Consider the following 26,827-nt stretch of genomic DNA (forward strand, 5'->3'; position numbering starts at 1 on the left):
GTGCAGGGCGGGGGCAGTCCCGCAGGCGTGGGACTGCGCACGTCGGCGCGCGCTTTCGGGGGCCGACGGCATCGCCGCCCGTCAGCCCCGGCATCGAGAGGGCCGACGGGCCCTGCGCGCGCCGCCTCCGCTCTCAGCGCGGCTGGCTGACCCGCCGCCACTCGGGCGAGGTCGCCAGGTGCGCGAGGGCGAGCCCGAGGGCCGCGGCGAGCACCACCTGGATCGCCTCCTGGAGCTGGAGCACGGCGCCGATCAGATCGCCGGTGTTCAGCAGGGCGTAGGAGGCGTACATCGCGAAGCCGGGGATCATGATGACGACCGCGGGCACGGAGATCGCGGTGCGGGGCAGGCGCCAGGCGCGGGCCGCCGCGTAGCTCGCCGCGCCGACGAGCACGGTCGCCAGCAGCGTCGCGAGCTGCACGGGGATCTGGGCCTCCGTCATCACGAAGCGCAGCGAGTTCGCGACCACGGACACTCCCCCGGCCAGCAGCGCGATCCGCAGCGGCGAGTTGAAGATGACCGCGAAGCCGACGACGCCCACGAGGGTGGCGAGCGCCCGCAGCACCAGCTCGAGCGCGGGGTCGAGGGCGAGCTGCGAGGCGGGCGCGCCGGCGGCCCCGGCCACCAGTCCCGTCACCCAGATGCTCGCGGCCGCTCCCGCGAGCATCAGCGCCGAGTAGGCGAGCCGGGCGATGCCCGCGGCGTAGTCGGCCCGCACGAGGTCGAGGATCCCTGTGATCATCGGGAAGCCGGGCACGACGAAGAGGACGGCTGCGACGTACCCCGCCAGGTGCGCCCCGTCCAGCCAGCCGAGCGCCGTCGGCACGCTCACCACCAGCAGATACAGGCCGGAGGCGAGCAGCGCGGCGATCACGGTGATGAGGAAGTGGTTCCAGGAGCGCTGCTGGAGGCGCCGCCGCACGGCCTGCCCGATCCCTGCGCCGACGAAGGCCCCGGCCATCTCCACCCAGCCGCCCTGGTTCAGGAACGCGAACGCCGCGCAGGCGAGCGCCGCGGCCAGCGCGTTCACGAGCGGTCCGTACAGCGGCCCGCGCGCACGGATCGCGTCGAGGCCCTCGAGGATCTCGCCGGCGCGGACGCCCGGGCGCAGGTCCTCGACGAGTCGCTGGGTGCGCGTCATCCGGTCGACGTCGACGCCGACGTGGCCCGGCTGCGTGATCCGTGTGCGATACCGGCCGTCGAGGGTGGCGGTCGCGGTGATGTCGCTGAAGGTCACGATCGAGTCGAAGGAGTCCAGGCCCAGCGCCCGCGCCGTGCGGGCCATCGCGACCTTCACCCGGTAGGAGGCCATGCCGCTGGAGAGCAGGACGCTGCCGACCTCCGCCGCCGCCTCCGAGCGGACGGTGAGGGAGTCGGCGACGGGGATGGGGCTCGTCGTCGTGGGGACGGCGGTCTCTGCGGCGGGCGACTCCGCCCCGCTCTCGCGCGGGCTCATCGGCGCGCCTCGGGCAGCGGCTCACCCGGAAGCAGGTCGCCGGGCCGGGCGGGCTCCTTGCGCCCGAGCACGCGGCGGCGGCGGTCGAACTCGGCGAGGAAGGCGGTGGAGTCGGCGTCGTACTCCGTGCGCCAGGGCATCGCGATGCGGGCGGCCATCTCGCGCTGCGCCCGCAGCCGGGACGCGGCGCGCGCGGCGGCGATGAGGGAGGCGCGCGGAGGCTGGACGGGCAGGCCGGCGGCCTCCTGGAGGGCGCGCATGCCGTCGAAGGAGGCCTCGTCCCAGCCGGCTGCCGGGATGGTCCAGTCGGCGCCGTCGGCGAAGCCGATCGTCCCGGTGCCGGTGCGCTCCGGATCGGCCCCGGCGTGCACGACGTCGACGAGCGCGCGCCGCTGCGCGACCCGCAGGCCGGTGCGCAGGGAGAGCTCTCCGGTGCGCGGATCGAGGTGCACGACCCGGTGCACGAGCACCAGCGGGATCGCGGCCCACGCCGCCACCACCGCCCACAGCAGCAGCGCACCGGCGAGGAGCTGCACTGGGGCGGGCTCGAGGAGCCGCACCGCGATGCCGTCGGCGCCGGCAGCGATGCGGCCTTCGCGCCAGCGCTCGATCATGGCGGCCGGGAAGGAGCTCAGGAGCACGGCGAGCAGCGGGAGCCCGATGACGGCGCCGGGTCCGTAGCGGGCGCGGCGCGTGGGGCCGACGATGACCGCTCCTGCGCGGGTGCGGCGGGGCTGCGGGGTCCCGTCTGCGCGCGGGGCGGCCGACGGGGGCACCGGGGCACCGGAGGCTGCTGTCACGGCTCCAGCGTACTGACGCCCGGGCCCGGCCGACCGGGCCCATCGGCCCCTTCGGCTCCTTCGGCTCCTTCCGCCAGCGAACGCGCGCTGAGGAACTCCCGCTCCTCACCGGTGAACGGGTCGGTGAAGGCCAGGCGCCGCGCCAGCAGGGCGAGGGGCGGATCCTCCGGGCCCACGGCGCGCGCCTCGGGGTAGAGGTCGTCCCCGCAGATCGGCAGTCCGCGGCTCGCGAGCTGCAGGCGCAGCTGGTGCGTGCGGCCCGTGCGCGGCTGCAGGCGCAGCAGGGCCGTGCGCGGGGCGGGAGTCCGAGCGGCAGTGAGCGCCTCCAGCTCTCCCGCTGCGGGGCTGACCTCGAGCACCTCGACCTCGGTGTGCGCGTTCGGCTCCCCGGCGATGACCCTGCCCTGCAGCTCCCCGTGCTCCTTCACCAGGCGGTCGCGCATCGAGAAGGCCGCACCGGGGTGCAGCGGGGGCTCGGACTCGCTCGCGCCGGGCAGGATCCGCACGCGCGCCAGGTACTCCTTGGCGACCTCGGTCCGGGCGAAGAGCTGCTGGTAGGCGGCGCGCTCGGCCGAGCGGATGCCGAAGGCGAGCACCCCGGCGGTGCGCCGGTCCAGGCGATGCAGAGGGCTGAGCTCCGTGATCCCCGTGGCCCTGCGCAGGCGCACCAGGGCGCTCCCGAGCACGTGCGCGCCGCGCGGCAGGGTCGCCATGTCATGCGGCTTGTCGATCACAAGCAGGTGCTCGTCGCGGAAGAGGATCGGGATCTCCCGCTCGGGCACGACCTCCGGCCGCAGCTCGCGGTGGAACCAGACCTCCTGGCCCGCGCGCGCGGGATCCTGCGCGCTCCACGCAGTGCCGTCGGCCCGCACGATCTCGCCGCGCGCGAAGCGCAGCGGGAGCGGCGTCGCCTCCGGCGCCCCGAGCGCGGGGAAGCGGGAGAGCAGAGCCTCGAGCACCGTCAGCTCGCCTCGCGACTCCCCCGGGGCCGCGGGCGCGCGCGGCGGGATCCGCCAGTGCGCCGCGTCCAGTCCGTCGCGCTGGGCGAGGGGCGGCGGGGGCCGACGGGCCCGGCGCCGTGCGGCACGGCCGCCCGTGACCGGGCTCCGGCCTGCGCCCGCCCCCGCGCCCGGACCAGCGCCCGCCCCTGCGACGGGGCGCGCGCCCGCGCCCGCGCCCGGACCAGCGCCCGCCCCTGCGACGGGGCGCGCGCCGTCGTCCGCGGCGCTCACATTCCCCAGATGAAGAACGTCAGCACGTTGTGCCCGACGAAGAAGCCGACCAGTGCCACGAGCGTGAGGTTCGGGTGTCCCTCGGCGAACGAGAGCGCGCCCGGGAAGCGCTGCCACAGCTCCTTGACCGTGATCTCGTCGATCTCCTCGATGGGGACGCCCGCGGCGTCGGCCCGCTGCAGGGTGGCGCTCTGGGCGTCGGCCCCGAAGAAGCGCCCGGAGACGGCGGCCATGCGGCCCTTCTCGCGGGACATGACGTAGAGGCCGTCCAGCGTGCTGGCGGCGTCGAGGAGCTCAGCGGCGGAGCTCGCGCGCTGGATGTTGTGGACGGCGACGACGCGCTCCGCCTCGGACCAGGCGGTGGGGCGAGTGCGGCGCAGGAGGCCGTTGACGCGGATGCCGTGCGCATCCACCTGGAGCCACATCGTCAGGATCCGCACCACGGCGAGCACTGTCAGCACGAAGGCGCCCACACCGAGCACGAGCGGGAGGGTGAAGATCGGATCGGTGCCCAGGAGCGGCGAGCGCCAGAGCTTCTGGCCGATGAAGCTGACGATCACGAGGAACTCGAGGACCACCGCGAACAGGATCCCCGCGAGGATGGTGGCGAGCACGACGGATCGCGAGGGGCCGAACACGCTCTCGGGATCGGCGACGACCCCTGCTCCGGGCTCCTCGCGCTCCGCTTCATCCAGGGCTTCGCTGCTCATCGCTGCTCTCTCATCCTCCGCACGGTCGCGCCGGGCTCACGCCCGACGGCCGCTCGAGCCCGGACGCGTCGAGTCTACGAGGCCAGGGGGACATCTGCGCGCGCGGCAGGCGCGGAGGGCCCGCACAGCACTGCGCCCCGCCTGCCGGAGCAGACGGGGCGCGGTGCTGTGCCCGAAGGCGAGGGGAGGATCAGCCCTCGTCCTCGTCCTTCTTCTCGACCACGAGGGTCTCGGTGGTGAGCACGAGAGCGGCGATCGAGGCGGCGTTGCGCAGCGCAGAGCGCGTCACCTTCACCGGGTCGATGATGCCGGCCGCGATGAGGTCCACGTACTCCTCGGTCGCAGCGTCGAGGCCGTGGCCGGTCTCGGACTGCTTGACCTTCTCGACCACGACGTAGCCCTCGAGGCCCGCGTTCTCCGCGATCCAGCGCAGGGGCTCGACGAGCGCCTTGGAGACGGCGCGCACGCCGACGGCCTCGTCGCCCGAGAGGCCGAGGTCGCCCACGAGGACGGAGGACGCCTGGACGATGGCGCTGCCGCCGCCGGCCACGATGCCCTCCTCGATGGCTGCACGAGTCGCGGAGACCGCGTCCTCGATGCGCATCTTCTTCTCCTTGAGCTCGACCTCCGTGTGGGCGCCCACCTTGATGACGGACACGCCGCCGGCGAGCTTCGCGAGGCGCTCCTGGAGCTTCTCGCGATCCCAGTCGGACTCGGTCGCGGCGATCTCGGAGCGGATCTGCGCGACGCGGTCGGAGACGGCCTCCTGGTCGCCGGCGCCGCCGACGATCGTGGTGGCGTCCTTGGTGATGACCACGCGGCCGGCCTGGCCGAGCACCTCGACGCCGACGGTCTTGAGGTCGAGGCCGAGATCGGCCGTGACGACCTGCGCACCCGTGAGCACCGCGATGTCCTGGAGCATGGCCTTGCGGCGGTCGCCGAAGGCGGGAGCCTTGACCGCTGCACCCTTGAAGGTGCCGCGGATCTTGTTGACGACCAGGGTCGAGAGAGCCTCGCCGTCGACGTCCTCGGCGATGATGAACAGCGGCTTCCCGGACTCGATGACCTTCTCGAGCAGGGGGAGGATGTCGGCGACGGCCGAGATCTTGCCCTGGTTCAACAGCACGTAGGCGTCCTCGAGGACGACCTCCTGGCGGTCCGCGTCGGTCACGAAGTGCGGGGAGATGAAGCCCTTGTCGAACTGCATGCCCTCGGTGAAGTCGAGCTCCATCGCCGTGGTGGAGGACTCCTCCACGGTGATGACGCCGTCCTTGCCGACCTTGTCGAACGCCTCGGCCAGGAGCTGGCCGATCTCGCGGTCCTGGCTGGAGACGGCCGCGACGTTGGCGATCTGCTCCTTGCCGTCGACCTCGATGGCCATCTCGCCGAGCTTCTCGGAGACGGCCTCGACGGCCTTCTCCATGCCGCGCTTGAGCGCGGAGGGAGCGGCACCGGAGGTGACGTTGCGCAGACCCTCGTGCACGAGCGCCTGGGCGAGGACGGTGGCGGTGGTGGTGCCGTCGCCGGCGACGTCGTTGGTCTTGGTGGAGACCTCCTTCGCCAGCTGCGCGCCGAGGTTCTCGAAGGGATCCTCGAGCTCGATCTCGCGGGCGATGGTGACGCCGTCGTTCGTGATCGTGGGGGCGCCCCACTTCTTGTCGAGGACGACGTTGCGGCCCTTCGGGCCGAGGGTCACCTTGACGGTGTCAGCGAGGCGATCGACGCCGCGCTCGAGGGCGCGGCGCGCTTCCTCGTTGTAGATGATCTCTTTTGCCATGCGTATCAGTCCTGTTCAGTTCTGCAGAAGGAGAGGTGATCAGTTCTGGATGATGGCGAGGATGTCGCGCGAGCCGAGGATGAGCAGCTCCTCGCCGCCGTACTTGAGCTCGGTGCCGCCGTACTTCGAGAAGACGACGCGGTCGCCGACCTTGACGTCCATGGGGACGCGCTTGCCGGAGTCGTCGTAGCGGCCCTCGCCTGCGGCGACGACCTCGCCCTCCTGGGGCTTCTCCTTGGCGGTGTCCGGGATGACGAGGCCGGACGCGGTGGTCTGCTCCGCCTCCAGCGGCTTGACGACGACGCGATCCTCGAGGGGCTTGATGGAGACCGACATGCGGGCCACTCCTTCAGATATGGACTCGGGCGAAGGTGCTCGCGAGTCGCGGTATTCATGAGTTCTGGTGCGGGGCCCGATCCTGGTCGCCGTCGCGGTGCCGACCCGGCGGGTGATCCCGAGGCGGTCACCTGGCACTCTCGCCACGTGACTGCCAACAGCCCCACTCTAGAACCGCCCTGGCACTCGTGCAAGGCGAGTGCCAGCTCACGTTTCGCGGGACGCGAGGGTGACGCGACAAACACGGCGGTTCCCCAGGTCACACCCGCATTGTGAGGGCGGCGACCCCTGGTACGAAATCGCTTGCCGGGCGCGCGGCGGGCCGGTATGACTAGAGGTATCGCACGGAGACGACGGCGTCGCCTGCACGTATCTGCACACCGCGGCCCCTGGTCGCGCCGACGCCTGAGGGGGCCTCTCATGTCCATCTTCCGCCGCATCAACACCATCGCCGAGCGCCTGTCGACCCGCCTCCAGGGCCAGGACGCCGAGCGCCCCGACACCATCTCCGGTCGCCGCGCCGGCGGCGACTACGCCGCCATGCTGCAGAGCCACTCGAGCCAGGGCATCGGCCACATCGGCTTCGGCCGCTGACGCAGTCGGCCGATCTGCTCGGCCGACGCTCCCCCGCTGCCGGGACCCCCGTCTCCGCCTCGATCGAGGCTCAGACGATCGGGCCCGGCAGCTCTGCGTCCGGGACCGGCGGGGCCTGGGCTGCCGGCCTGCCTGCGGCGGCGATGATCCTCCGCCCCTCCTCCGGATCGAAGCGGTAGACGGGGACGCCGACGTCGCCGAGGCGGTCCCCGGCATTCGGCCACACCGCCGTCACGATGCGCGGCAGAGGGCCGACGCGCCCTCCCCCGCCTCCGGCGTCGCCGATCTCGATCAGGCTCGCCCCCGACAGCGCGAGAGCCTGCTCATCCGGCACCGCCCCGAGCGGATCGACCACGTTCGTGACGCCCGGTGCGACGTGGACGGGGATGCCCGCGAGCTCCCCCGCCATCTCGTGGTGGAAGTGCCCGGCGAGGATCAGGCGCACCGCCGACCCCCGCAGGATCTCCCCGAGCTCCTCGAGCCCGTCGAGGTCGAGGGCCGCGAGCAGCGGCGTCGCGGCCTTCAGCGGCGGATGATGCAGGGCGAGGACCGCCGGCTCCGGGGCGTCCGGCAGCACGGAGCGCAGCCAGTCGAGCTGCTCCGGATCGAGGTGCCCGTAGCCCGCGCCGGGCACCGAGGTGTCGAGCACGATCACGCAGCCTCCGCCCTCAAGCGGCACCAGGCGGTCCTGCCACGGCCCGCCGTGAGCACCCTCCCCCGCGACCTCGGCATAGGCCGCCGGCGCATCGTGATTGCCCATCGCGACCACGAGCTGCGCCCCGAGCTCCGCCGCGAAGGGCTCGAGCTGGGCATGCAGCCGCCGGTAGCTGCCGACGCTGCCGTCGTCGGAGGCGTCGCCGGTGTGGATGACGGCATCGATGCGCGCTGCAGCGCCGTCGGCCCCGCTCTCCCGCAGGCTCCGGAGCCGATCGAGCACGCCGGCGAGAGCGGCGATCGTATCGATCCGCCCGTAGTGGAGGGCGTCGTCGCCGTAGAGGTGGGTATCGCTCAAGTGGAGGATGCGCATGGCCCGACGCTATCGGGCCGGGCCGACATCCGAGCAGGGTCTGCGCGCAGTGGCGTGCAGCCAGTCGCGCAGCCTGCTGTGCGGCAGGCTGCGCCGGCAGTCGCCAGGCGGCGCCGTCAGCCGAGGTGCGGGGCGTCGTGCGGAAGGATCCCGAGCACCAGGAACACGGCCCCGGCCACCAGGAGCCCGGCGGCGAGGAGCGGGCGCCGATCGATCGCGACCAGGCGGTCGTAGAGCGCCGTCACCCTCCGGGCGAGCGCAGGGAATCTCCCCCACAGCCACGCGACCAGCAGGTGCTGCGCCATCACCGCCGCGAGCAGCACCGCGACGAGGAGGGCCTGGACGAGCAGGTCCCGGCTCGCGCTCGCGATGACGCGGCCGGCCACGTACATCGTCGCCATCCCGCTGACGCTGGTGAGGGCCTCCGCCGCCCCGAGCAGGATCATGTGGCCGGCCGGCTCTCCGCGGCGGACGGCCCGCCGCGGCTTCGGAGCCGGGCGCGGTCCCCGCGCGCGCATCGCAGCGATGATCCCCGCGAGCAGGAGCACCGCCCCCGCGGCGAGGTCGACCCCGCGGCGCACGAGCACCTCCTCGGCGCGGGTCTTCGCGAGCGCGGTGAGCGTCTCCGGGTCGACGACCCGGAACAGCAGCAGGCACCCGAGCGCCGCCAGCGCCATGCCGACGCACAGCCAAGCGATCGCCCGCAGGGCGCGCTGCGAGGTGGTGAGGATGTGGAGCACGAGGGCGTAGGTCGAGGGGCTGAACGCGTAGAGCAGTCCGAAGCCGACGAGGCTCGCAGCCGCCCCTGCGAGCGCGATCATGCCGGGAAGCCCGCGCGGGGCACGGGAGCGGTCGACCCGCCGCGCAGAGCCGCGCGAGCGCCGACTGGCTGCAGCGCGCCCGGAACGGGCGAGCGGCCTGCGAGCGGGAGAGCGCCCGGAGCGGGCATCAGGAGGTGCACCGGGACACAGTAACGAGCACTGCACCACCGAGCACTGCGCCGAGCCCCATTCCACTATCACCGCGGCGCACAGGTTTCGAGTCCCGCAAGCCCCCGGCAGCGCACTTGCGTCCGGTCTGCCGGATTCGACGCCAGCGTCGCCAGGGAGCGTCAAAACCGTTCGTGGCGCCCATCACGTGCGGTAAAGTCCGGGACGCATCCTCGGATGCGAGCTCCAGGGATCGTTGCGCGAGCTAACGATCCGCATAACGATTCGGGCAAGGTCGCCCGGTCCGTGCAGTCGCGGTCCCCGGAGTGACCTACAGTGCTGGGACCGGTCACAGACGGCGCAGGCCGGCCGTCGGCCGCCCCCATGCATCACCCCCATGACGTGAGGACACACAGTGACGTTGCCGTTCGCCCCGCGCGGGCTCCGCAGCAGGGAGATCCCCCTCCTCGCTGCGCCCCTCGCCCTCGGAGGTCGCAAGTGATCAGCTATGTGGTGCGCAGGTTCGTCAACTACCTGATCCTGGCCTCCCTCGCGACGGTGTTCGCCTACGTCGCGGCCAGCGCGTTCTTCTTCCCGCGCAAGAAGTACCTGGGCAGGAACCCTCCCGTCGACCAGGCGTCCGTCGACGCCATCCTGTCCTCGCACGGCGTGAACGACAAGGACCCGGTCCTGCTGCGCACCTGGTGGTGGATCGAGCGGATCTTCACCGCGCCGCTGCGCGACAAGCTCGGCACCGATCTCAGCAACCGCAAGGTGATCCCCGAGATGCTCGGCGATCCCGCCCATTGGCTGATGTTCTGGGAGCGCGACTGGCTGGGCCGCTCGGGAGTGAGCCTGCGCCTGCTGCTGATCGGCACGATCCTCGGGGCGATCCTGGGTGTGGCCCTCGGCGTGTGGGGCGCGGTGCGCCAGTACAAGGCCTCCGACCAGATCATCTCCTACGCCTCGTACGTGCTGATCTCGACGCCGACCTTCGTCGCCGGCGTGATCCTGATGATCCTCGCGACCATGTTCAACCGCGCCACCGGTGAGCAGTACATCCGCTTCACGGGTTCGTACACGCCAGGCATCACAGGGTTCATACCGACAGTGCTCGATGCGATGTCGCATCTGCTCCTGCCGACGATCGCCCTCATGCTCTTCGGCGCGGCCGCGTACTCCCGATACCAGCGCTCCGTGATGCTGGATGTGCTGGGCTCGGACTTCATCCGCACCGCCCGCGCCAAGGGCGCCACCCGCAACTCGGCGCTGATCAAGCACGGCCTGCGCGTCGCCCTCATCCCCATGTCCACGTACTTCGCGTACACGTTCGGCACGCTGATCTCGGGCGCGACCTTCCTCGAGGTCGTCTTCTCCTGGGCCGGGATGGGCCAGTACGGCATCCAGGCCGTGCAGCAGTCCGACGTCAACGCCCTCGCCGGCAACGTGCTCTTCGCCGCGGTCCTGGTGCTGTTCGCCTCGACCCTGTCGGAGATCCTCTACGCCGCGCTCGACCCGAGAGTGAGGGTCTGATCCATGTCGGTGCAGCCCAACATGCCCGCTGACCAGGCGACCGAGCTCCCCCGCGACCTCGAGCCCAGCACCGGCGCCGCCGGCAGCCTTCCGAACCTCACCACCGGCAAGCGCACGCGCGCGATCTCGCGCAACGCGCTCGTGTGGCGCAGGCTGAAGCGGAAGCCGAACTTCTGGATCGGCGCGTCGATCGTTCTGCTGATCATCCTGTTCGCCCTGTTCGGCAACATCCCGAACATCTACGCGGTCGGCGAGCAGGACCCCTACGGCTTCAACGCGGCTCCCGGCGCCCAGCACTGGTTCGGGGCCGACGCGATCGGCGTGGACCTCTACGCCTCGATGACCGCAGCTCTGCGCAAGTCCCTGCTGATCGGCTTCATCGCCGCTCCGGTGGCGACGATCATCGCCGCGTTCATCGGCTCCCTGGCCGGCTACCTCGGCGGGATCTTCGAGAGCGTGACGAACTGGATCGTGAACCTGCTGCTCGTGCTGCCGGTGTTCTACGTGCTGATGATCGTCTCCCCGCTGATGTCCTCGCAGTCCTGGCTGATCCTCGTGGTCGCCATCGGCGGATTCAGCTGGATGGTCATGTCGCAGATCGTGAAGAACCAGACGAAGACGTTCAAGGAGCGCGAGTTCGTGCTCGCCGCCCGCTACATGGGCGTCAGCACCTTCACGATCCTCACTCGCCACATCATCCCGAACGTGTCCTCGCTGCTGATCATCGACGCGGCGCTCGGCGTGAGCGGAGCGATCCTCGCGGAGACCTCCCTGTCCTTCTTCGGCCTCGGCATCCAGGCGCCCGACGTCTCCCTCGGCACCCTGCTGCAGGACGGCAGCTCCGCGGCGGTCAGCCGCCCGTGGCTGTTCATCTTCCCGGCCGCGTTCCTCGTGACGCTGCTGACCGCCGTCGCGCTGATGGGCGATGCCCTGCGCGACGCCCTCGATCCGACCAGCGGCACCGACCGGTCCTGACCGGCGCGCCCTGGCCTGGGGGCGCTCGCAGCTGAGCGCCCCCGCCCGACGCAGTACCCGCACGATCCATATCCCCCATACCGCAGTACCTGCGGTCGGCACCCGCCGGACCGCACGGATTCCCGCGCCTCGCTGGGCGCGGCGGCTCCTCCCATGAAAGAGAGAGATCCATGAGCATCAACAGCACTCGTCGTCGCTTCCTCCAGGGCACCGCAGTCGCCGGCGGCGTCGGCGCCCTCGCGGCGTGCGGCGGCCAGCAGACCGGTGAGCAGCAGGCCAGCAAGGCTGCGGAGGAGAACTCCAAGAAGGCCGAGGAGCAGGCCGCTCTGCCCAGCACCGCCTGGGAGCGCGCGGACTACGACGCGGTCCAGGAGGGCGGCTCGCTCCGCATCGCCGTGTCCCAGCTGCCCGACAACTGGAACTACAACCAGGCCGACGGCCTCCTCGCCGACCTCTCGACCATCCGCAGCCCCATGGGCGCGGGTGCCGAGCTCGTCCTCGACGAGAGCGGCGCTCCCAAGGTCAACCCGGACTACGTCGTCTCCGCAGAGGTCACCTCCGAGAGCCCCCAGATCGTCACCGTGAAGTTCAACCCGGAGGCGAAGTGGGAGGACGGCACCGCGATCACCATCGCCGACCTCATCTCCGAGTGGAAGGCCAAGAGCGGCGCCGATCCCGCCTTCCTCGTCGGCTCCACCGTCGGATACGACCAGGTGAAGGAGATCCGCCAGACGGATGACGAGTTCACCGGCGAGATCGAGTACACGACCCCCTACGCCGACTGGATCACCCTGATCCACCCGGACGTCCCCTCGGCCGTCACCGCGACCCCGGAGGCGTTCAACACGGGCTACGTCTCCCAGCAGACCCCCTCCAAGGGCCCGTTCTCGGTGCAGAGCATCGACGCCACCGGCGGTGTTGTCACCATGGGCCGCAACCCCAACTGGTGGGGCCGCGCTCCCAAGCTCGAGACCATCATCTACTCGGTGGTCTCCCAGACCCAGGCTCCGGCCTCCTTCGCCAACGGCGAGCTCGATGTCCTCGACATCGCCAACGGCGACGTGCTCTCGCAGGCGAAGACCCGCTCCGACGACTCCATCCAGACCACCAACGGTCTGACCTGGACCCACCTGACCATCAACACCCAGGGCGCCGGCGGCGCGCTGGGCGATGTGAAGGTGCGCGAGGCGATCGCCCGCGCCGTCAACCGCGAGGCCGTCGGCCAGGCGGTCGTCGGCCCGCTCGAGGCGCCGATCCAGCTGGTCAACAACTACATCTTCATGCCCGGCCAGGACGGCTACGAGGATTCCTTCGAGGCCAACGGCTCCGCGGTCACCTATGACAAGGCTGCCGCCGAGAAGATCCTCGACGACGCCGGCTGGGCGCTCAACGGCGACGTGCGCGAGAAGGACGGCACCAAGCTCGAGATGGCCATCACCATCCCGGCCGACACCAAGTCCAACTCGGACCGCGCCTCGCAGGTCATGAACGACCTCAACGCGATCGGCTTCAAGGTCTCGCTGAACACGGTCCCCTCGGACGCGTACTTCGACGAGAACGTGGGCCCGAAGAACTTCGACATGGTGACCTTCTCGTGGGTGGGCACCGCCTTCCCGCAGTCCTCGGGCATCAACATCTTCTACCCCGTGGCCTCCCAGCAGAACTACACGAACCTGGATCAGGATGCTCTGCTCAAGGAGCACGCCGAGAAGATGGCGACTGAGCTGGACCCCGAGGAGCGCATGAAGGCGTCCAACGAGTTCTCGAAGATCGTCGCCTCCGGCTTCCACGTGCTCCCCTTCTACGCGACCCCGAACATCGTGGGCGTGAAGCAGGGCCTCGTGAACTACGGCGCCTCGCAGTTCGAGTCCGCCGACTGGACGCAGGTCGGCTACACCGCCTGATCCGGTCCCGCGGTCGGGCGATCCCCGACCAGCACTGACGGCGCCCCCGTCCTCCCTTCGGGGAGGGCGGGGGCGCCGTTCTCGTCGGGCCGGTGCGGGCAGCGCATCCAGTCACGCGGCTCTGGCAACCTCGTGGCTCTGCGCAGGGCACGCTTCTGTGCCGGGCCGAGCTCCTCAGAGCAGGGCCGAGCGCCTCAGAGCACGACGCGCAGGGCGGCGAGCACCCCGGCGGCGGCGAGGACAAGCAGCACCAGAGTGTTCGGTGCGCGCGTGACGTCGGGCGCAGCGGCGCTCGCGGCAGCGCTCTCGCCGTGCTGCGCGCGCCAGGCCTGCCACGCCTCCACCACCGCGTAGCTGGGGCTCGCGAGCTGGTCGGCGACCAGGCGGTCCGACCACGTCGAGCGGCCCGCGCCCTGAGCCCTGCCCCGCCCTGCGGCGCGCGATCCTCCGCGCGCCGAGCGCTCCTGCGCCTGCATTCGGGCGAGGCGGTCCCGGTGGTCGTCCTTGCCGACCCCCGGCGCGTTCCAGGCCGTGAGCACGCGGCCGTCATGCAGCCGCAGGCGCAGCATCGCCCCGAGGCGCACATCGGCGATCTGCGCCATCGGCACGTCGGCCGTCGAGAAGACGTTGCGCACTCGCACCGCATCGGGGCGCAGGATCACGCGCGGGCGCCACAGGGTCGCCCACACGAGAACGCAGATCAGCAGCGGGATCGGCGCGAGCAGCACGCCGTCCCAGCCGGCGACCGCCACGGCCTGCGCCACGAGCGCGGCGCACACCGCCCACACGGCGATGGAGAGCACGACGGCGCCTCCGGGGCGCAGATGCAGCGAGCCGTCCGCCCTTCGGCGGACGCCCAGCCCCCTCACGCCGCGCTGCTCCCGGCGGCCGGAGTCGAGGCGGCCGAGTCCGCGGCGGCGCGATCGCGCTCGAGCTGCGCGGCGAGCTCGTCACGATCCACGATGACCCGCTCGCGCTTGCGCTCGATCTCCGGGTCGGGGATCGGCACGGCCGACAGCAGCGAGCGCGTGTAGATGTGCTGGGGGTTCTCGAAGACGTCCTCGGTGCGCCCCTGCTCCACGATCCGGCCCTTGTACATCACGGCGATGCGATCGGAGATGTTGCGGACAACCGACAGGTCGTGGGAGACGAACAGGTAGGAGACGCCCAGTCGGTTCTTGAGGTCCTGGAGCAGCTCGAGCACTCCCGCCTGGATCGTGACGTCCAGGGCCGACGTGGGCTCGTCTAGCACGATCAGCTTCGGATCGCACGCGAGAGCGCGGGCCACGCCGATGCGCTGGCGCTGGCCGCCGGAGAACTCGTGCGGGAAGCGGTCGGCGTGCTCGGGCAGCAGGCCCACGGTCTCCAGCAGCCACGAGATGCGGTCGTCCATCTTGTCGCGCGAGTACCCCTGCACCTGCATCGGCTCGCGCAGGGTGTCGCCGATGGGCAGGCGGGGATCGAGGGAGGCCATCGGATCCTGGAACACGATCGCGATATCGGAGCGCAGCTGGTGGCGCTCGGCCTTGCTGAGGTCGCTGGTGAGCTTGCCGTTGACCTTGATGGTGCCGCTCTGGGGCGCCGCGAGCTTCATGATCTCCATCAGGGTGGTCGTCTTGCCGCAGCCCGACTCGCCGACCAGCGCGAAGCACTCGCCCTCGTGGATGTCGAAGGAGATGCCGTCGACCGCGGGCTGCTCGCCGATCTTCCGGCGGAAGAACACGCCCTTGGTGATCGGGTAGATGCGCTTCAGGTCCTTGATCTCCAGGATCTTCGGCGCGGCGGTGGTGTCGACGGCCTCGGTGACCGCATCGGGGCGAGCGCCGCCGACGGCGCTGATCTCGCTGCGATCCATCTCGCCGCGCTCGATCGCGACCCGCTCCGCGGCGCTCTCGCGGCCGTCCACGCGCGGCACCGCCGAGAGCAGCTTCTGCGTGTACGCCTGCTGCGGGCGGTAGTAGATGTCATCGACCGTCCCCTGCTCGACGAGGAAGGACTTCTCCATCACCAGCACGCGGTCCGCGAAGCCCGCGACGACGCCGAGGTCGTGGGTGATGAGCACGGTCGCCGCGCCCACCATCTCCTGTGCGGTCTTCAGCAGCTCCATGACCTGCGCCTGGATCGTGACGTCGAGGGCGGTGGTGGGCTCGTCGGCGATGATGAGCTCGGGCTCGTTGGCGATCGCCATCGCGATCATCGCGCGCTGGCGCATGCCGCCCGAGAACTCGTGGGGGAACTGGTTCGCGCGGCGCTGCGGCTCCGGGATGCCGACGGCGTCCAGCAGCTCGATGGCGCGGGCCTTCGCCTTCGCGTCGTTGATCGAGGGATCGTGCAGGGTGATGACCTCGGCGACCTGGTCGCCGATCGTGTAGACGGGCGTCAGCGCCGACAGCGGATCCTGGAAGACCATCGAGATCTTGTCGCCGCGCAGCTTCGAGAGCTGGCGGTCGTTCATCTCGCGCATCTTGTAGCCGAGGAACTCGATGTCACCGGTGATCTCCGCCGTCGAGGGCAGCAGGCCCATCACCGCGAGAGAGCTGACCGACTTGCCGGAGCCCGACTCGCCCACGATCGCGAGCGCCTCGCCCTTGCGCACCTCGTAGCTGAGGTTCTGCACGGCGTTGACCCGCCCCGCCTCCGAAGGGAAGGAGACGCTCAGGTCGCTGACGCGCAGGATGGGCTCGTTCAGGGGCTCGGTCATGGTCGTACCTCTGTGATCGGGGGTCGCTGCGCTGCGGGACTCGTCGCACTGCGCGGAGTGGGCGCCAGACTATCGCGCCCGCCACACTCGCACCCCGCGAATCCGCAGGTCCGCCACGATCCTGACCGAACCGTGACCTGGCGGGGCGGCCTGGTCGAGGCGGCGCGCGGCCCCGGCCCGTACCCTCGGTGCATGAAGCAGATCGAGATCAGCGACTTCGGAGGGCCCGAGCAGCTGCAGGTGCGTGAGGCCGCCGAGCCCGCCGTCGGGCCGGGCGAGGTGCTCGTGCGCGTCGCGTTCGCGGGCCTGAACCCGCTGGACCACAAGCTCCGCGACGGCTCCTCGGGCAAGGCATCGCACCTGACCATGCCCGCCGTGCTCGGCCGGGAGCTCTCGGGAACGGTGATCGGCGCCGCGGAGGATGTCGATCTCGAGGCGCTCGCCATGCCCGTCGGGACCGCCGTGTTCGGAATGCGCGCGATGGACGACTGGCGCGGCACCTACTCGGAGGTCGTCGCGATCCCCGCCGGATGCCTCGCTCCCGTGCGCGCACTTCCGACCGGGGTCCCGGACACGGCAGCGGTTCCGGACGCCGACGCGCTCGCTCCGTGGGGAGGGCTCGCGCTCGCAGGGCTGACCGCGCTGATCGCCGTGCGGGACTGCGCGCGCGTCTCCCGCGGAGACACGGTGCTGATCCACGGCGGAGCCGGGGGCGTCGGCCAGATGCTGATCCCGCTCGCCCGCGAGGCGGGCGCCGCGCAGATCTGGGCGACGGGCCGCGCCGAGAACGCCGCGCGCATCCGTGAGCTCGGGGCCGAGGCCATCGCCTACGACGAGCAGGACTGGGAGGTGGTGCTCGACGAGGCGACCGCCGGGCGCGGGGCCGACGTCATCCTCGACACCCACTACTTCGCCACCTTCGCGCCGAGCCTCGAGCACCTCGCCGACGGCGGGCGGATCGTCGTCCTGCCTACCCTCGCCGACCTCTCCCCCGCGAAGGACCGCGGCATCGAGGCGCACATCCCGCAGCTGGAGGTCAGCCGCGAGCGACTGGACCACCTCGCCGCAGGGCTCGAGAGCGGCGCGATCGACGTGGAGATCGCGCAGATCCTGCCGATGGACCAGATCGCAGACGGCCACCGGATCCTCGAGAGCGGCCACTCCCGCGGCAAGCTCCTGCTGGACCTGCGCGGGGAGAACCCGCAGGCCCCGGGCAAGCGCGCCGCCCGCTCGGAGGCATGAGCCCGGTGGCCGACGACTCCCCCTCGCTCATCGCCTCCCTCGAGCAGGTGCTCCAGCCCGCCGGCTGGCGCCTGCTGAACTCCCTCCCTCCGTACGAGGAGGCAGATGCCCTGCGCCTCGGCGCGCGCCTGCGCGAGCAGGGGCACTCCCCCGAGCTCGTCGCCGCGGCCCTCACCCAGTCGCGACTGCGCGCGAAGGGCCGCGACAAGTTCGGCGAGTTCGCCGAGTCCATGCTGTTCACGCCCGACGGCGTCGAGCAGGCGACCCGCCTGCCGATCGCCGCGCTCCACGCGGGCCGATTCCAGCGCGCCGGGGTCGCCTCGGTCGCGGACCTCGGCTGCGGGATCGGCGGCGACGCGATGGCCCTCGCAGGCCTCGGCCTGGATGTCCTCGCGATCGACCGCGACCCCGCGGCGGTCGCCGTCGCGACCGTGAACCTGCGGCCCTTCCCCACCGCGCGGGTCGAGCTCGGCACCGCCGAGGGCCACGACCACACCCGCACCGAGGGGATCTGGCTGGATCCCGCGCGCCGCACCGCCGCCGGGGGCGGGCGCAGCCGCCGCCTCCACGACCCCGAGGAGTACGAGCCGCCGCTGTCGGTCGTCGCGGAGCTCGCCCAGCGCCTCGGCCGAGGCGGGGCAGCCGGGCCCGTCGGCGCGAAGCTCGGACCGGGCATCCACCGCGAGGCGCTGCCCGATGGCACCGAGACCCAGTGGCTGTCCTGGCACGGGCAGGTGCTCGAGGCGAGCTGCTGGTTCGGCCCGCTCGCCCGGCCCGGCATCGCCCGCAGCGCGCTCGTCATCGACCGCGCGGGCGCCCACCGCATGGAGCTGCGCAGCGCCGACCTCGCGGGCGGACAGACCGTGAACGGCGGGGCGCTCTCCGGGCCTGCGGCGGATCCGCAGCTGCGCGGGATCGGCGACCATGTCTACGACCCTGACGGCGCGGTTATCCGCGCGGGACTGCTCGGCACGCTCGCGACCGCGCTGCAGGCGGGCATCCTGGACCCGTCGGTCGCCTACCTCACGAGCGATGTGCGGGCGGCGACCCCGTTCGCGCGCGGTTTCGCCGTGCGCGACGTGCTCCCGTTCTCCCTGAAGACCCTCGGCGCCTACCTGCGCGAGCACCGCCTCGGCGTGCTCGAGATCAAGAAGCGCGGCACCGCCATGGAGCCCGACGAGCTGCGGCGGAAGCTGCGGCCGCGGCGCTTCGGCGAGGAGAGCGCGACGCTGATCCTCACCCGGATCGACGGGGACGTGCACGTCATCGTGGCCTCGCCGCACCCTGCGGGGTGAGCCCAGGCCGCGGGCGTAGCGTCGGGGGCATGTGGCAGTTCATGGACATGCTCAACGGACACAAGAAGACGATGGTCGCGCGCGAGGACGCCCTCCCCGGCCGCGACTCCTCCCCTTACCCGCTCGCGCGCGAGCACGCGGTGCTCGGCACCGACATGCTCGGGCCGGACGCGCCGCGGGATCCGCGGCCGTGGCCCGTCGGCAGCGAGGAGATCATCCTCGCGGGCGGCTGCTTCTGGGGCATCGAGCGGATCGCCTGGGAGATCCCGGGCGTTCACACCACCTCGGCGGGCTACGCGGGCGGCTTCACCCCGCACCCCACCTACGAGGAGGTCTTCTCCGCGAAGACCGGCCACGCCGAGGCGGTACGCGTGATCTACCAGGGCGAGGACCAGGCCGCGCGGGACTCCGTGCTGCGCGCGATCCTCGCCGCGTTCTGGGAGCAGCACGATCCGACCACGGCCATGCGCCAGGGCAACGACGTCGGCACCGAGTACCGCTCGGCCGTCTACTGGACGACGCCCGCGCAGGGCGAGATCGTGCGCGCGAGCGCGGCGCAGTACCAGGAGGCGCTCACCGCCGCCGGTCGCGGCGCCATCACCACCGAGCTGCTGCCGCTCGCGGAGGCAGGCTGCGGCGCCTACTTCACCGCCGAGCCCGAGCACCAGCAGTACCTCGCGAAGAACCCCGGCGGGTATTGCAACCACGGCTTCAACGGGGTGGCCTGCGCGATCGGGTGACGGGCGCGGGCGGTACGGGGCGGGGCGGCGCGTAGGCGGGCCCTGCGCCCGATCCGGCTGGTGCCGTGGTGCCGGGACTGCCATGCAGGCACCAGCAAAGTTCTCGGTCCAGGAGCCGGTCGCGTGGACTGGTCCACGCCACCGGCTCCTGCACCGATGTTTCTGCTGGTGCCACTGCGTGGCCTGCGCGCGAAGCGCGAGGAGCGCGGCCGCCTCTGCGCTAGACCTCAGCTGCCTCCGCAGCAGCCTCCACCGCAGCAGCCCCCGCTGACCTCGACCTCGATGCCGCCGTCCTCATCCGCGGGGCCCGCCGAGCTGTCGACCGGGCGGTCGGCCGCACGCACGGCGCTCTCGCCAGCGGAGGGCAGTCCGTCGCCGATGTCCCCGCCGAGCAGATTGCGGCGCGCGCCGATCTCCGGGGCGTCGGCCGCGCGCAGAGGTGCAACGGTGCCGCCGAGCGCGCCTGCGAAGCCGCCGGCGGTCGGAGCACCCATCAGCTGCGCGGCGAACCCGCCCGCGGTGCGGGGCGCCGCCGCAGCGGTTCCGCCGGGCCCGCAGGCGGACGCCGCCGCGGACTTCCGTTCGCGCTTCTGCCCGCCCATCGCGGCGAAGCGCTTCATCTGCTCGATCGTCGGGTAGACGGCGGTGACCACGATGTCCAGGCCCAGCAGCGTGACCGGCAGGGCGCTCGGGCCCGCGGCCTCGAGCAGACCGCGCACCGGCTCGCACTCCTCGAACGCCCAGGCGTCCTCATCCTGCAGGTAGACCGTGATGGGGTGCCCGGCCAGCGCGAGCTGCGCGGCCTCGTCGAGGAACTCCTCCTGGGCCTGCGCATCCGGAGGCGGCACCGGGAGGAAGATGTCGAGGCCCGCGAGAGCCGGCTCCTCCGCTGCCGGGGCGGCGTCCCCCGCGGCGGTCTCGGGGGCGCTGCTCTCGGACGCGGCAGCCGGGGCGGAGTCCGTCATGGTCTCGGGGGCGGCATCTGCCACGGGGTCCTCGTTCCTGGGGGATGGTCCTGAGGGAGGTCGCGCAGCTGTCGCTGCGCGGGGTGCACCGGCCAGTGGAACGCGCTCTGGGCGCGCACTATTCCGGGGGCAGGGCGGAGTCCGCGATCAGCTCGACCTCGTCGGGCCGGGGCAGATCCGCGCCGACGAGCGCCTCGAGCGCGTCCTCGATCCGATCCTCGTCGGGGGCGAGCTGCACGGCGAGCGCGGCCAGGCGGCCCTCGGCGATCTGCAGCAAGGCCTCATAGCGGAAGCCCTCGCTCGTGAAGCGGGCGCGCTGCGGCCAGACCTGATGGTGAGGGACGGCGAGACGCCGCGGGTGCTCCACGGCGAACACGACATCGGGGCCCTGCTGCCCGAGGTGCAGGCAGCGGGCGCTCTCGAGCTGCTCGCGCAGGGCCTCGCGGGCGGCATCGCCCGGGGAGACGGAGGACCCGGCGTGAACCTCTGAGCCGTCGGCCGCGGTGGCTGTCGCGTCGGACTGGACTGCGGCGGTGCCGTCGGCGTGGCCCGCGGAGCCGTCGGCCCCCTCACCGCGGAGCCCGAGCAGGGCGGCGGTGAGCGCGCGGGCTGCCGGGGGCAGGGGCGCGAGGTCTGGGGCGTCGAAGGATTCGGTGCTCGGCCCCTGCTCCTCGTCCTCGGGCTTCGCGTGGCAGCTGAGCGCGTAGAGGCAGCCGACGGCGACCACCGCGAGCGAGCCCATCACCAGTCGCGGACCGCCCACCCCGGCGCGGCGCAGCTCGGAGGTGACGCGCGTGTCGAGCGCGTCGGACAGGTCGGAGAGGCCGAGCACGATGCTTGCGGTCAGCAGGCCGTCGGCCGTGGGATCGATGATCGGGTCCTCGCCGGTGTCGGCGACCACGAACCCGGCGAGCGCGGCTTCGGCGAGGCGACGCGCGGCCTGCTGCACGGGCGTGAGGCTGCGGGGGTCGACGAGCGTGAGCGCGCCCGCGGCGATGGTGGCGAGCGCCGCTCGGCCCGGCCTCCCGAACGCCCGCGCGGCGAGGCGGGGGCGGAGCGCGGGGGCTCCCTGCGCAGGCGTCGTCGACATGCGGGAAGTCTAGGCGCGTTGCGGCGGGGCGCGGAACGCGAGACCGGGGGGTGCGGGCGGTGAGGGCTGGAGCGGGGGTGAGGGCGGCTGGGCACGGGCGGCGGGGCACGGGCACGGAGGCGCGGCCTGCTTTCGTCCCGTGCGCCTGACTGCCGGCATCGAGGTGTACGCAGCCGTCGGAATGGGGCACCCATTCCGACGCTCACGTACACCTCGATCTGTCAGCCGGGCTGATTCCGACGGTCACGTACACCTCGACTCTTCACCCGCACCGATTCCGACGTCCAGGCGCACCTCGACAACCCGGGGCGGCGGCGCAGGGGGCGTGGAGAGGAACCGCCCGGCCGCTACCCTGCACGGGTGAGCTCTCGCCCCACCCGTCCCGACACGCCCGGCGCCCACGCCGCACGAGACCGCCGTTCTGTGCCGCTTTCTGGCACATTCAGCCGGTCTCGCAGGAGCGTGGCCGCGTCGGAGCAGGGTGCCGCGCCGCCCGCTCGGGGCCGCACGCTGATCCCGGTGCTCATCGCCCTGGCAGCGACCGCTGCGTACGGCCTGCTCGGCGTGCAGCAGTGGCGGGCCCTCGCCCCGCGCTCCTGGGACCTGGGGATCTTCTCGCAGCTCGCCCGCTCCTACGCGGAGCTGCGCGCGCCGATCGTGCCGATCAAGGGCGACGAGTTCAACCTGCTGGGCGACCACTTCCACCCGCTGCTGGTGCTCCTGGGCCCCGTGTGGGCGATCTGGCCCTCCCCGCTCGCCCTGCTGTGGGTGCAGGCGCTCCTCTTCGGCGTCTCCGCGATCCCCCTGACCCGCCTCGCGATCGACCGCCTCGGCACCGGCCTCGGCACCACCGCCGGCCTCGCGTATGCGTTCTCCTTCGGGCTGCAGTCCGCGGCAGACGTCCAGTTCCACGAGATCGCCTTCGCGGTGCCGCTGCTCGCCTTCTCGCTGACCGCACTGCTGCGCGAGCGACCCCTCACCGCGGCCCTGTGGGCAGCGCCGCTGGTCTTCGTGAAGGAGGATCTGGGGCTGACGGTGCTCGCGCTCGGCCTGGTGATCGCGCTGCGCGGGACTGCTTCCCGCCTCACCGGCCTCGCCCTCGCCGCCTGGGGTCTCCTCTGGTTCGTGCTCGCGACGTTCGTGATCCTGCCGGCGCTGAACACCGGCGGCCAGTACGACTACACCGGCAACGTCGGCTCGATCCTCGATGTCTTCGTGCCCGCGCAGAAATGGCTGCTGGTCGCGATGCTCGTGGTCGCCGCAGGTGTCATCGGCGCGCGCTCCCCGCTCATCGCCGTCATGCTGCCGACGCTCGCGTGGCGGTTCGTCGGCACCGTCCCGTTCTACTGGGACTGGTACTGGCACTACAACGCCGTGTTGATGCCGATCGCGATCGCGGCCCTGCTCGACGCGCTCGGGGATCGCCGCACGGGCGCCGCGACCGCGCTCCTGCGGCGTGACCGCCCGCGCCCGCGCCGGGCCGTGCAGATCGGCGCGGTGGCGCTCAGCGCGATCGCGACCCTCGCCCTCGGCCCCGCGCTGCCGCTGGTGAACCTCGCCCGCAGCTCCTCCTGGGAGCCGACGTGGCGCGCCGAGCCCGCCCGCGCCGCGATGGCCGCCGTGCCGGACCGCGCGGTCGTCGCCTCCGACATCACCCTCATGGCACCGCTCGTTCCCGATCACGACGTGCAGTGGGTGCACGGGCCGAACACTCGCGTCCCCGACTGCGTGCTGATCGACGAGTTCGCCTTCTCCTGGCAGGATGCCCCGCCCGCCGACGCCGCCGAGTGGGCGCGCAGCACCTACGGCGCGGACTACCGGATCGTTCACGCCGACGGCGGCCTCGAGGTCGCCTGCCAGGACAGCTGAGCCCCGGCCGACGGCCGACGGGCCCGCGCTGAGCGGCCGCCCGGCCCGGCGCCCCCTGCGGGACTGCCGCCGGCTCCCTACAGCCGCGGCCCCTTCGCGGCCTTCCGCCCCGAGGGGTCCAGCCGCGAGATCGCCCGGCGCGAGCGGGCGCTCTCCAGCCGCAGGCGCCAGGGCGAGTAGCGCTCCGCGGCGAGCGCGAGGCGCAGGCCGTGCGTGAGCGCCCAGGAGGTGGGCGTGCGCGGAAGGTCCTGCAGCTCCTCGGCCCGCTCGAGCAGGGCGTCGTGCGCCCCGGCGGCGCTCCACCAGATCGCGATGCGGGCGAGCTGCGAGTGCGCATCGAGCAGAGCATGACCGGTGCCGCGCACCTCCAGCAGCCGCGCGCCGGGGATCGCGTCCGCCACGCGGCGCGCGACCTCGGGCGGCGTGACGAGGTCCCGCTCCCCCACCAGCACGAGGGTCGGCGCGGTGATACGGCCGAGCAGCGGTTCGAGGTCGATCTCGGGCTCCGTGAAGGCGGGCACCGCGCGGGCCGCCTCCCCTGCGAGCAGGAGGGGATCCATGGGTCCGCCGTCGGCCTGGGAGCCGAGGCCGATCGCGGTGTGCGCGATGCGGGCCACGAGGTCGGGCTCGTTGACGAAGCGCGTCGAGGTCAGCCACTCCGTGGTGAGCGCCTGCCACAGGCTCGCCCAGGTCAGCTGCCCGCGGCCGAGGGCCAGCAGGTCCACGAGCTCGCGCACGTCCTCCACGCCCCCGTACTCGTGGGCGGCGAGAATGACCGGCCCGGCGCGGCGGGCGTCCACTGCGCCGCTCTCGTCGAGGCGGCGCAGCGCGGCGGCGATCGTGTCGGTGGCGGGGTCGGCGCCGTCCCAGTAGCGGGCGCGCACCGCGCTCTGCGCGCAGGCCTCGTCGGCCGCGGAGACGAACGGGGAGTCCAGCACGAGCGAGGCGACGCGCTCCGGGTGCAGGGCGGCGAGCGCGAGCGCGAGGTGGGCGCCGTAACCGCAGCCGTAGACGACGACCTCGCCCACCTGGGCGTGGTCGAGCACGGCGACGATGTCCTCCAGCACCTCCCGCATCCGCATCGCGTGGGGCGGGAGGTCGTGGCCCTCGGCGTCGAGGCGCGAGAGCCCCACCCCGCGATGCTCGACCATGATCACGTCGAGCCCCTTGGCGGCGAGCGCGCGGCGCAGGAGGTCGTAGGGCAGCACCGACGCGGTCCCGGGCCCGTCGGGCAGGACCAGCACCGTCGGCGTCACGAGGCGCCGGGCGGCGCGCTGGACCTTCTCGCTCGCGCGGCCGACGCGCCGCGGGTTCACGCGCGCGTACCGCAGCGGGAAGAGGCGCTCGTCGTCGCTGCTGATCGGCCGGTAGACGGTCATCAGGTCGTTGCGGATCTGGAGCAGCTCGTCCTGCCCGGCGCGGTCGGCGAGATCGGCGAGGGTCGCCATCAGGCGTCCTTCCCCTCGGCCCCGATGGTCGACCACAGGAACGCCCACATCAGCGCCGACATCCGCGCGGCCTGCTCGTTGGAGGCGGCGCCGCCGTGGCCGCCCTCGATGTTCTCCCACGAGCGCACGTCGGCCCCGAGCGACTCGAGCGCCGCGGTGAGCTTCCGGGCGTGACCGGGGTGGACGCGGTCATCGCGCGTGGAGGTGAGCAGGAAGGTCGGCGGGTACTCCACGCCCTCGCGCAGCAGGTGGTACGGGGAGAAGGTGCGGATGAACTCCCAGTCCGACGTGTCGGGGTCGCCGTACTCGGCCATCCACGAGGCACCCGCGAGCAGGTGCGAGTAGCGCTTCATGTCCAGCAGCGGCACCTGGATGATGACCGCGCCGAACAGCTCCGGGAACTGGGTGAGCATGTTGCCGGTGAGGAGGCCGCCGTTGGAGCCGCCGCGCACGGCGAGGTGCGCGCGATCGGTGACCCCGCGCTCGACGAGATCCTCCGCGACCGCCGCGAAGTCCTCGTAGGCGCGGTGGCGGTTCTCCTTCAGGGCGGCCTGGTGCCACGCAGGACCGTACTCGCCGCCGCCGCGGATGTTCGCGAACACGTACGTGCCGCCGCGCTCGATCCACGCCTTCCCCGTCGCCCCGAGGTACCCGGGCGTCAGGGAGATCTCGAAGCCGCCGTAGCCGTAGAGCAGCGTCGGCGCGGGCCCGCCCTCGCTCGTGCGCGGGCGGCCGACCTCGAAGTACGGCACCCGGGTGCCGTCGGCCGAGGTCGCGAAGTGCTGGGTGACCTCCACGCCCTGGGCGTCAAAGCGCGCGGGGGTCGCGGCCACGAGCTCCGGCTCCTCGGGCGAGGCGCCCTCGAGGACGGGCGAGAGATCCGCCAGGAGGAGGGACGTGGGGGTGTGGAAGTCCTCCACGGTGATCCACACCCGGTCGTCCTCATCGGAGTCGACGGCGCCGACGGACAGCGCGCCGGTGAGCTCCGGGAAGAGGTCCTCGCGCACCCACGCGCCGTGCTCGTCGCGGTGGTGGACCTCGAGGCGGTGCACGACGTCCTCGAGGATGGTCAGCACGATCGTGCTCTTGGTGATCGTCATCCCCGCGAGCGAGGTGCTGGGCGTCGGCGCGAACAGGGTGGTCAGCCCCGGATCGCCCTGGGCCCCGCCGTCGGTCGCGAGGAAGCGCTCGAAATCGCCGACGACCAGGGAGCCTGCCGCATAGACGTCATCCCCCACGGTCCAGTCGCTGCGAGGGGAGAAGACGCCGAGGTCGCGGTGGGCGTTCGGCTCCATGTCGCGCGGCACGGGAACGGGGGTGAGCACGGGCTCCTCCCCGCTGCGATCCACGAGGAGGAGGGTCTGGTCGTAGAAGGCGTGCGCGACCACCACCCAGTCGCGCTCCCAGCCCGGGGTGGAGTCGTGGGAGGCGAACACGGCCATGTCCCGGGCATCGGCCTCGTGGACCAGCGGGGCGTCCTCCATCGGCGTGCCGCGGCGCCAGATCCGCGCCTGCCGGGCGTAGCCCGACTCCGTCAGCGTGCCCTCCCCGAAGTCGGTGGACGCCCAGACCGTGTCCGCATCGATCCAGTGCAGCGAGCCCTTGGCCTCGGGGCGCACGAACGGGGACTCCGATTCGGGCACGAAGCCGCGCGTGGCGAGGTCGAACTCGCGGGTGACGTCGGCGTCGGAGCCGCCGCGCGAGAGCGTCACGAGCGCCCGGCGATAGGGCTCGCCCGCCTCGGGCCGCAGGAGCTGCGCGCCGTGCCACACCCAGGTCTCGCCCTCGGCCGCGTTCAGGGCGTCGATGTCCAGCAGCACTTCCCACTCGGGGCTGCCGCTGCGGTAGCTCTCGAAGGAGGTGCGCCGCCACAGTCCGCGCTCGTGCTCGGCGTCGGTCCAGAGGTTGTAGACGTGCTCGCCGCGCTTGGTGACGTAGGCGATCTTGTCCTTCGCATCGAGGATCTCGAGGATCTCGCGCTGCAGGGTCGCGGCGAGCGGATCCCCGGAGCCGCTCGCGCGGGGATCGGGGATCGCGTCGATCTCGGCCTCGGCGCGCGCATTGCGCTCGCGCACCCAGTCCAGGGCCTCTTCGCCGGTGACGTCCTCCAGCATCAGCCAGGGATCCTCCGTCCCGTCGCCGGAGGGAAGCTGTGGGCTGCGTCGCACCTCGTTCATGGGGCCAGCCTAGCGATCCGCGGCCGG

Annotated in this window: 22 protein-coding genes; 8 read left to right on the forward strand and 14 right to left on the reverse strand. The window is 72.5% G+C overall.

The window, feature by feature from the left end; all coding sequences use genetic code 11:
• Positions 1-133: 133 nt before the first annotated feature.
• The 6 genes from Bequi_RS06130 to groES all read right to left on the reverse strand — a co-directional run bounded on the left by Bequi_RS06130 (position 134) and on the right by groES (position 6,311).
• On the reverse strand, positions 134-1,456 hold the full coding sequence (locus tag Bequi_RS06130; protein WP_249737068.1) for a threonine/serine exporter family protein: 1,323 nt from the start codon (positions 1,454-1,456) through the stop codon (positions 134-136).
• On the reverse strand, positions 1,453-2,256 hold the full coding sequence (locus Bequi_RS06135; protein WP_249737069.1) for a hypothetical protein: 804 nt from the start codon (positions 2,254-2,256) through the stop codon (positions 1,453-1,455). The genes Bequi_RS06130 and Bequi_RS06135 overlap by 4 nt, the downstream gene beginning before the upstream one ends.
• Positions 2,253-3,488 (reverse strand): pseudouridine synthase, encoded by a 1,236-nt coding sequence (locus tag Bequi_RS06140; protein WP_249737070.1) that lies wholly within the window; start codon positions 3,486-3,488, stop codon positions 2,253-2,255. Before Bequi_RS06140 ends, Bequi_RS06135 begins: the two co-directional genes overlap by 4 nt.
• A complete protein-coding gene (locus tag Bequi_RS06145; protein WP_249737071.1) occupies positions 3,485-4,198 on the reverse strand; it encodes a hypothetical protein in 714 nt (237 codons plus the stop codon). The genes Bequi_RS06140 and Bequi_RS06145 overlap by 4 nt, the downstream gene beginning before the upstream one ends.
• A 190-nt stretch (positions 4,199-4,388) precedes the next feature.
• Entirely contained in the window at positions 4,389-5,975 is a 1,587-nt protein-coding gene (groL, locus tag Bequi_RS06150) for a chaperonin GroEL (protein WP_249737072.1), read from the reverse strand.
• Positions 5,976-6,014: 39 nt separating this feature from the next.
• Entirely contained in the window at positions 6,015-6,311 is a 297-nt protein-coding gene (gene groES, locus Bequi_RS06155; protein ID WP_249737073.1) for a co-chaperone GroES, read from the reverse strand.
• Positions 6,312-6,731: 420 nt separating this feature from the next.
• On the opposite strand from groES, the gene Bequi_RS06160 reads away from it, so the two are divergent.
• On the forward strand, positions 6,732-6,905 hold the full coding sequence (locus Bequi_RS06160) for a hypothetical protein (RefSeq protein ID WP_249737074.1): 174 nt from the start codon (positions 6,732-6,734) through the stop codon (positions 6,903-6,905).
• Between the two features lie 70 nt (positions 6,906-6,975).
• On the opposite strand, the gene Bequi_RS06165 is transcribed toward Bequi_RS06160, so the two are convergent.
• Both Bequi_RS06165 and Bequi_RS06170 read right to left on the reverse strand, forming a co-directional pair.
• The gene (locus Bequi_RS06165; protein ID WP_249737075.1) at positions 6,976-7,932 is read right to left on the reverse strand and encodes a metallophosphoesterase; all 957 of its coding nucleotides are present in this window, start codon (positions 7,930-7,932) and stop codon (positions 6,976-6,978) included.
• Positions 7,933-8,048: 116 nt separating this feature from the next.
• Positions 8,049-8,753: a hypothetical protein gene (locus Bequi_RS06170; protein WP_249737076.1), complete on the reverse strand. Its 705-nt coding sequence runs from the start codon at positions 8,751-8,753 to the stop codon at positions 8,049-8,051.
• Between the two features lie 606 nt (positions 8,754-9,359).
• Here Bequi_RS06170 and Bequi_RS06175 point away from each other — a divergent pair.
• The 3 genes from Bequi_RS06175 (at position 9,360) to Bequi_RS06185 (ending at position 13,273) form a co-directional block, all read left to right on the forward strand.
• Entirely contained in the window at positions 9,360-10,394 is a 1,035-nt protein-coding gene (locus Bequi_RS06175) for an ABC transporter permease (protein WP_249737077.1), read from the forward strand.
• A gap of 3 nt (positions 10,395-10,397) precedes the next feature.
• Complete coding sequence (locus Bequi_RS06180; RefSeq protein ID WP_249737078.1) at positions 10,398-11,369, forward strand: ABC transporter permease; 972 nt, start codon at positions 10,398-10,400, stop codon at positions 11,367-11,369.
• 170 nt (positions 11,370-11,539) lie between these two features.
• Positions 11,540-13,273 carry an ABC transporter family substrate-binding protein gene (locus Bequi_RS06185; protein WP_249737079.1) on the forward strand — a complete coding sequence of 578 codons (1,734 nt, stop codon included), beginning with the start codon at positions 11,540-11,542 and terminating at the stop codon, positions 13,271-13,273.
• Between the two features lie 194 nt (positions 13,274-13,467).
• On the opposite strand, the gene Bequi_RS06190 is transcribed toward Bequi_RS06185, so the two are convergent.
• Positions 13,468-14,076 carry a PH domain-containing protein gene (locus Bequi_RS06190; protein ID WP_249737080.1) on the reverse strand — a complete coding sequence of 203 codons (609 nt, stop codon included), beginning with the start codon at positions 14,074-14,076 and terminating at the stop codon, positions 13,468-13,470.
• A 62-nt stretch (positions 14,077-14,138) separates the two neighbouring features.
• Positions 14,139-15,974 (reverse strand): ABC transporter ATP-binding protein, encoded by a 1,836-nt coding sequence (locus tag Bequi_RS06195; protein WP_249737081.1) that lies wholly within the window; start codon positions 15,972-15,974, stop codon positions 14,139-14,141.
• 192 nt (positions 15,975-16,166) lie between these two features.
• Between Bequi_RS06195 and Bequi_RS06200 the strand changes: the two genes are divergently transcribed.
• From Bequi_RS06200 to msrA, 3 genes are read left to right on the forward strand one after another with little or no spacing between them, the layout of a single operon-like run.
• On the forward strand, positions 16,167-17,216 hold the full coding sequence (locus Bequi_RS06200) for a quinone oxidoreductase family protein (RefSeq protein ID WP_249737082.1): 1,050 nt from the start codon (positions 16,167-16,169) through the stop codon (positions 17,214-17,216).
• Entirely contained in the window at positions 17,213-18,511 is a 1,299-nt protein-coding gene (locus Bequi_RS06205) for a THUMP-like domain-containing protein (RefSeq protein WP_249737083.1), read from the forward strand. The genes Bequi_RS06200 and Bequi_RS06205 overlap by 4 nt, the downstream gene beginning before the upstream one ends.
• Positions 18,512-18,540: 29 nt before the next feature.
• Positions 18,541-19,251: a peptide-methionine (S)-S-oxide reductase MsrA gene (msrA, locus tag Bequi_RS06210; RefSeq protein WP_249737084.1), complete on the forward strand. Its 711-nt coding sequence runs from the start codon at positions 18,541-18,543 to the stop codon at positions 19,249-19,251.
• Positions 19,252-19,478: 227 nt separating this feature from the next.
• Here the strand turns inward: msrA and Bequi_RS06215 are convergent, their stop codons facing one another.
• Both Bequi_RS06215 and Bequi_RS06220 read right to left on the reverse strand, forming a co-directional pair.
• Positions 19,479-20,240, reverse strand: a complete 762-nt coding sequence (locus Bequi_RS06215; protein WP_249737085.1) for an arsenic metallochaperone ArsD family protein — start codon at positions 20,238-20,240, stop codon at positions 19,479-19,481.
• Positions 20,241-20,334: 94 nt separating this feature from the next.
• On the reverse strand, positions 20,335-21,306 hold the full coding sequence (locus Bequi_RS06220) for a hypothetical protein (protein ID WP_249737086.1): 972 nt from the start codon (positions 21,304-21,306) through the stop codon (positions 20,335-20,337).
• A gap of 519 nt (positions 21,307-21,825) precedes the next feature.
• Between Bequi_RS06220 and Bequi_RS06225 the strand changes: the two genes are divergently transcribed.
• Positions 21,826-23,175, forward strand: a complete 1,350-nt coding sequence (locus tag Bequi_RS06225; RefSeq protein ID WP_249737087.1) for a DUF2079 domain-containing protein — start codon at positions 21,826-21,828, stop codon at positions 23,173-23,175.
• A 77-nt stretch (positions 23,176-23,252) separates the two neighbouring features.
• Here Bequi_RS06225 and Bequi_RS06230 read toward each other — a convergent pair whose 3' ends face one another.
• Together Bequi_RS06230 and Bequi_RS06235 are read right to left on the reverse strand one after the other, a co-directional pair.
• Entirely contained in the window at positions 23,253-24,623 is a 1,371-nt protein-coding gene (locus tag Bequi_RS06230) for an alpha/beta fold hydrolase (RefSeq protein WP_249737088.1), read from the reverse strand.
• The gene (locus Bequi_RS06235) at positions 24,623-26,800 is read right to left on the reverse strand and encodes a prolyl oligopeptidase family serine peptidase (protein WP_249737089.1); all 2,178 of its coding nucleotides are present in this window, start codon (positions 26,798-26,800) and stop codon (positions 24,623-24,625) included. Before Bequi_RS06235 ends, Bequi_RS06230 begins: the two co-directional genes overlap by 1 nt.
• Between the last annotated feature and the right edge of the window lie 27 nt (positions 26,801-26,827).

The organism is Brachybacterium equifaecis, from assembly GCF_023509525.1.
GTDB lineage: Bacteria > Actinomycetota > Actinomycetes > Actinomycetales > Dermabacteraceae > Brachybacterium > Brachybacterium equifaecis.

Bases quoted from the DNA above. Each gene is read 5' to 3' on its own strand.
- Bequi_RS06185 (WP_249737079.1), top strand. From the start codon at position 11,540: ATGAGCATCAACAGCACTCGTCGTCGCTTCCTCCAGGGCACCGCAGTC.
- Bequi_RS06230 (WP_249737088.1), bottom strand. From the start codon at position 24,623: ATGGCGACCCTCGCCGATCTCGCCGACCGCGCCGGGCAGGACGAGCTG.
- Bequi_RS06220 (WP_249737086.1), bottom strand. From the start codon at position 21,306: ATGTCGACGACGCCTGCGCAGGGAGCCCCCGCGCTCCGCCCCCGCCTC.
- Bequi_RS06160 (WP_249737074.1), top strand. From the start codon at position 6,732: ATGTCCATCTTCCGCCGCATCAACACCATCGCCGAGCGCCTGTCGACC.
- Bequi_RS06165 (WP_249737075.1), bottom strand. From the start codon at position 7,932: ATGCGCATCCTCCACTTGAGCGATACCCACCTCTACGGCGACGACGCC.
- Bequi_RS06205 (WP_249737083.1), top strand. From the start codon at position 17,213: ATGAGCCCGGTGGCCGACGACTCCCCCTCGCTCATCGCCTCCCTCGAG.
- Bequi_RS06180 (WP_249737078.1), top strand. From the start codon at position 10,398: ATGTCGGTGCAGCCCAACATGCCCGCTGACCAGGCGACCGAGCTCCCC.
- Bequi_RS06235 (WP_249737089.1), bottom strand. From the start codon at position 26,800: ATGAACGAGGTGCGACGCAGCCCACAGCTTCCCTCCGGCGACGGGACG.
- Bequi_RS06170 (WP_249737076.1), bottom strand. From the start codon at position 8,753: ATGATCGCGCTCGCAGGGGCGGCTGCGAGCCTCGTCGGCTTCGGACTG.
- groL (WP_249737072.1), bottom strand. From the start codon at position 5,975: ATGGCAAAAGAGATCATCTACAACGAGGAAGCGCGCCGCGCCCTCGAG.
- Bequi_RS06195 (WP_249737081.1), bottom strand. From the start codon at position 15,974: ATGACCGAGCCCCTGAACGAGCCCATCCTGCGCGTCAGCGACCTGAGC.
- Bequi_RS06130 (WP_249737068.1), bottom strand. From the start codon at position 1,456: ATGAGCCCGCGCGAGAGCGGGGCGGAGTCGCCCGCCGCAGAGACCGCC.
- Bequi_RS06145 (WP_249737071.1), bottom strand. From the start codon at position 4,198: ATGAGCAGCGAAGCCCTGGATGAAGCGGAGCGCGAGGAGCCCGGAGCA.
- groES (WP_249737073.1), bottom strand. From the start codon at position 6,311: ATGTCGGTCTCCATCAAGCCCCTCGAGGATCGCGTCGTCGTCAAGCCG.
- Bequi_RS06200 (WP_249737082.1), top strand. From the start codon at position 16,167: ATGAAGCAGATCGAGATCAGCGACTTCGGAGGGCCCGAGCAGCTGCAG.
- msrA (WP_249737084.1), top strand. From the start codon at position 18,541: ATGTGGCAGTTCATGGACATGCTCAACGGACACAAGAAGACGATGGTC.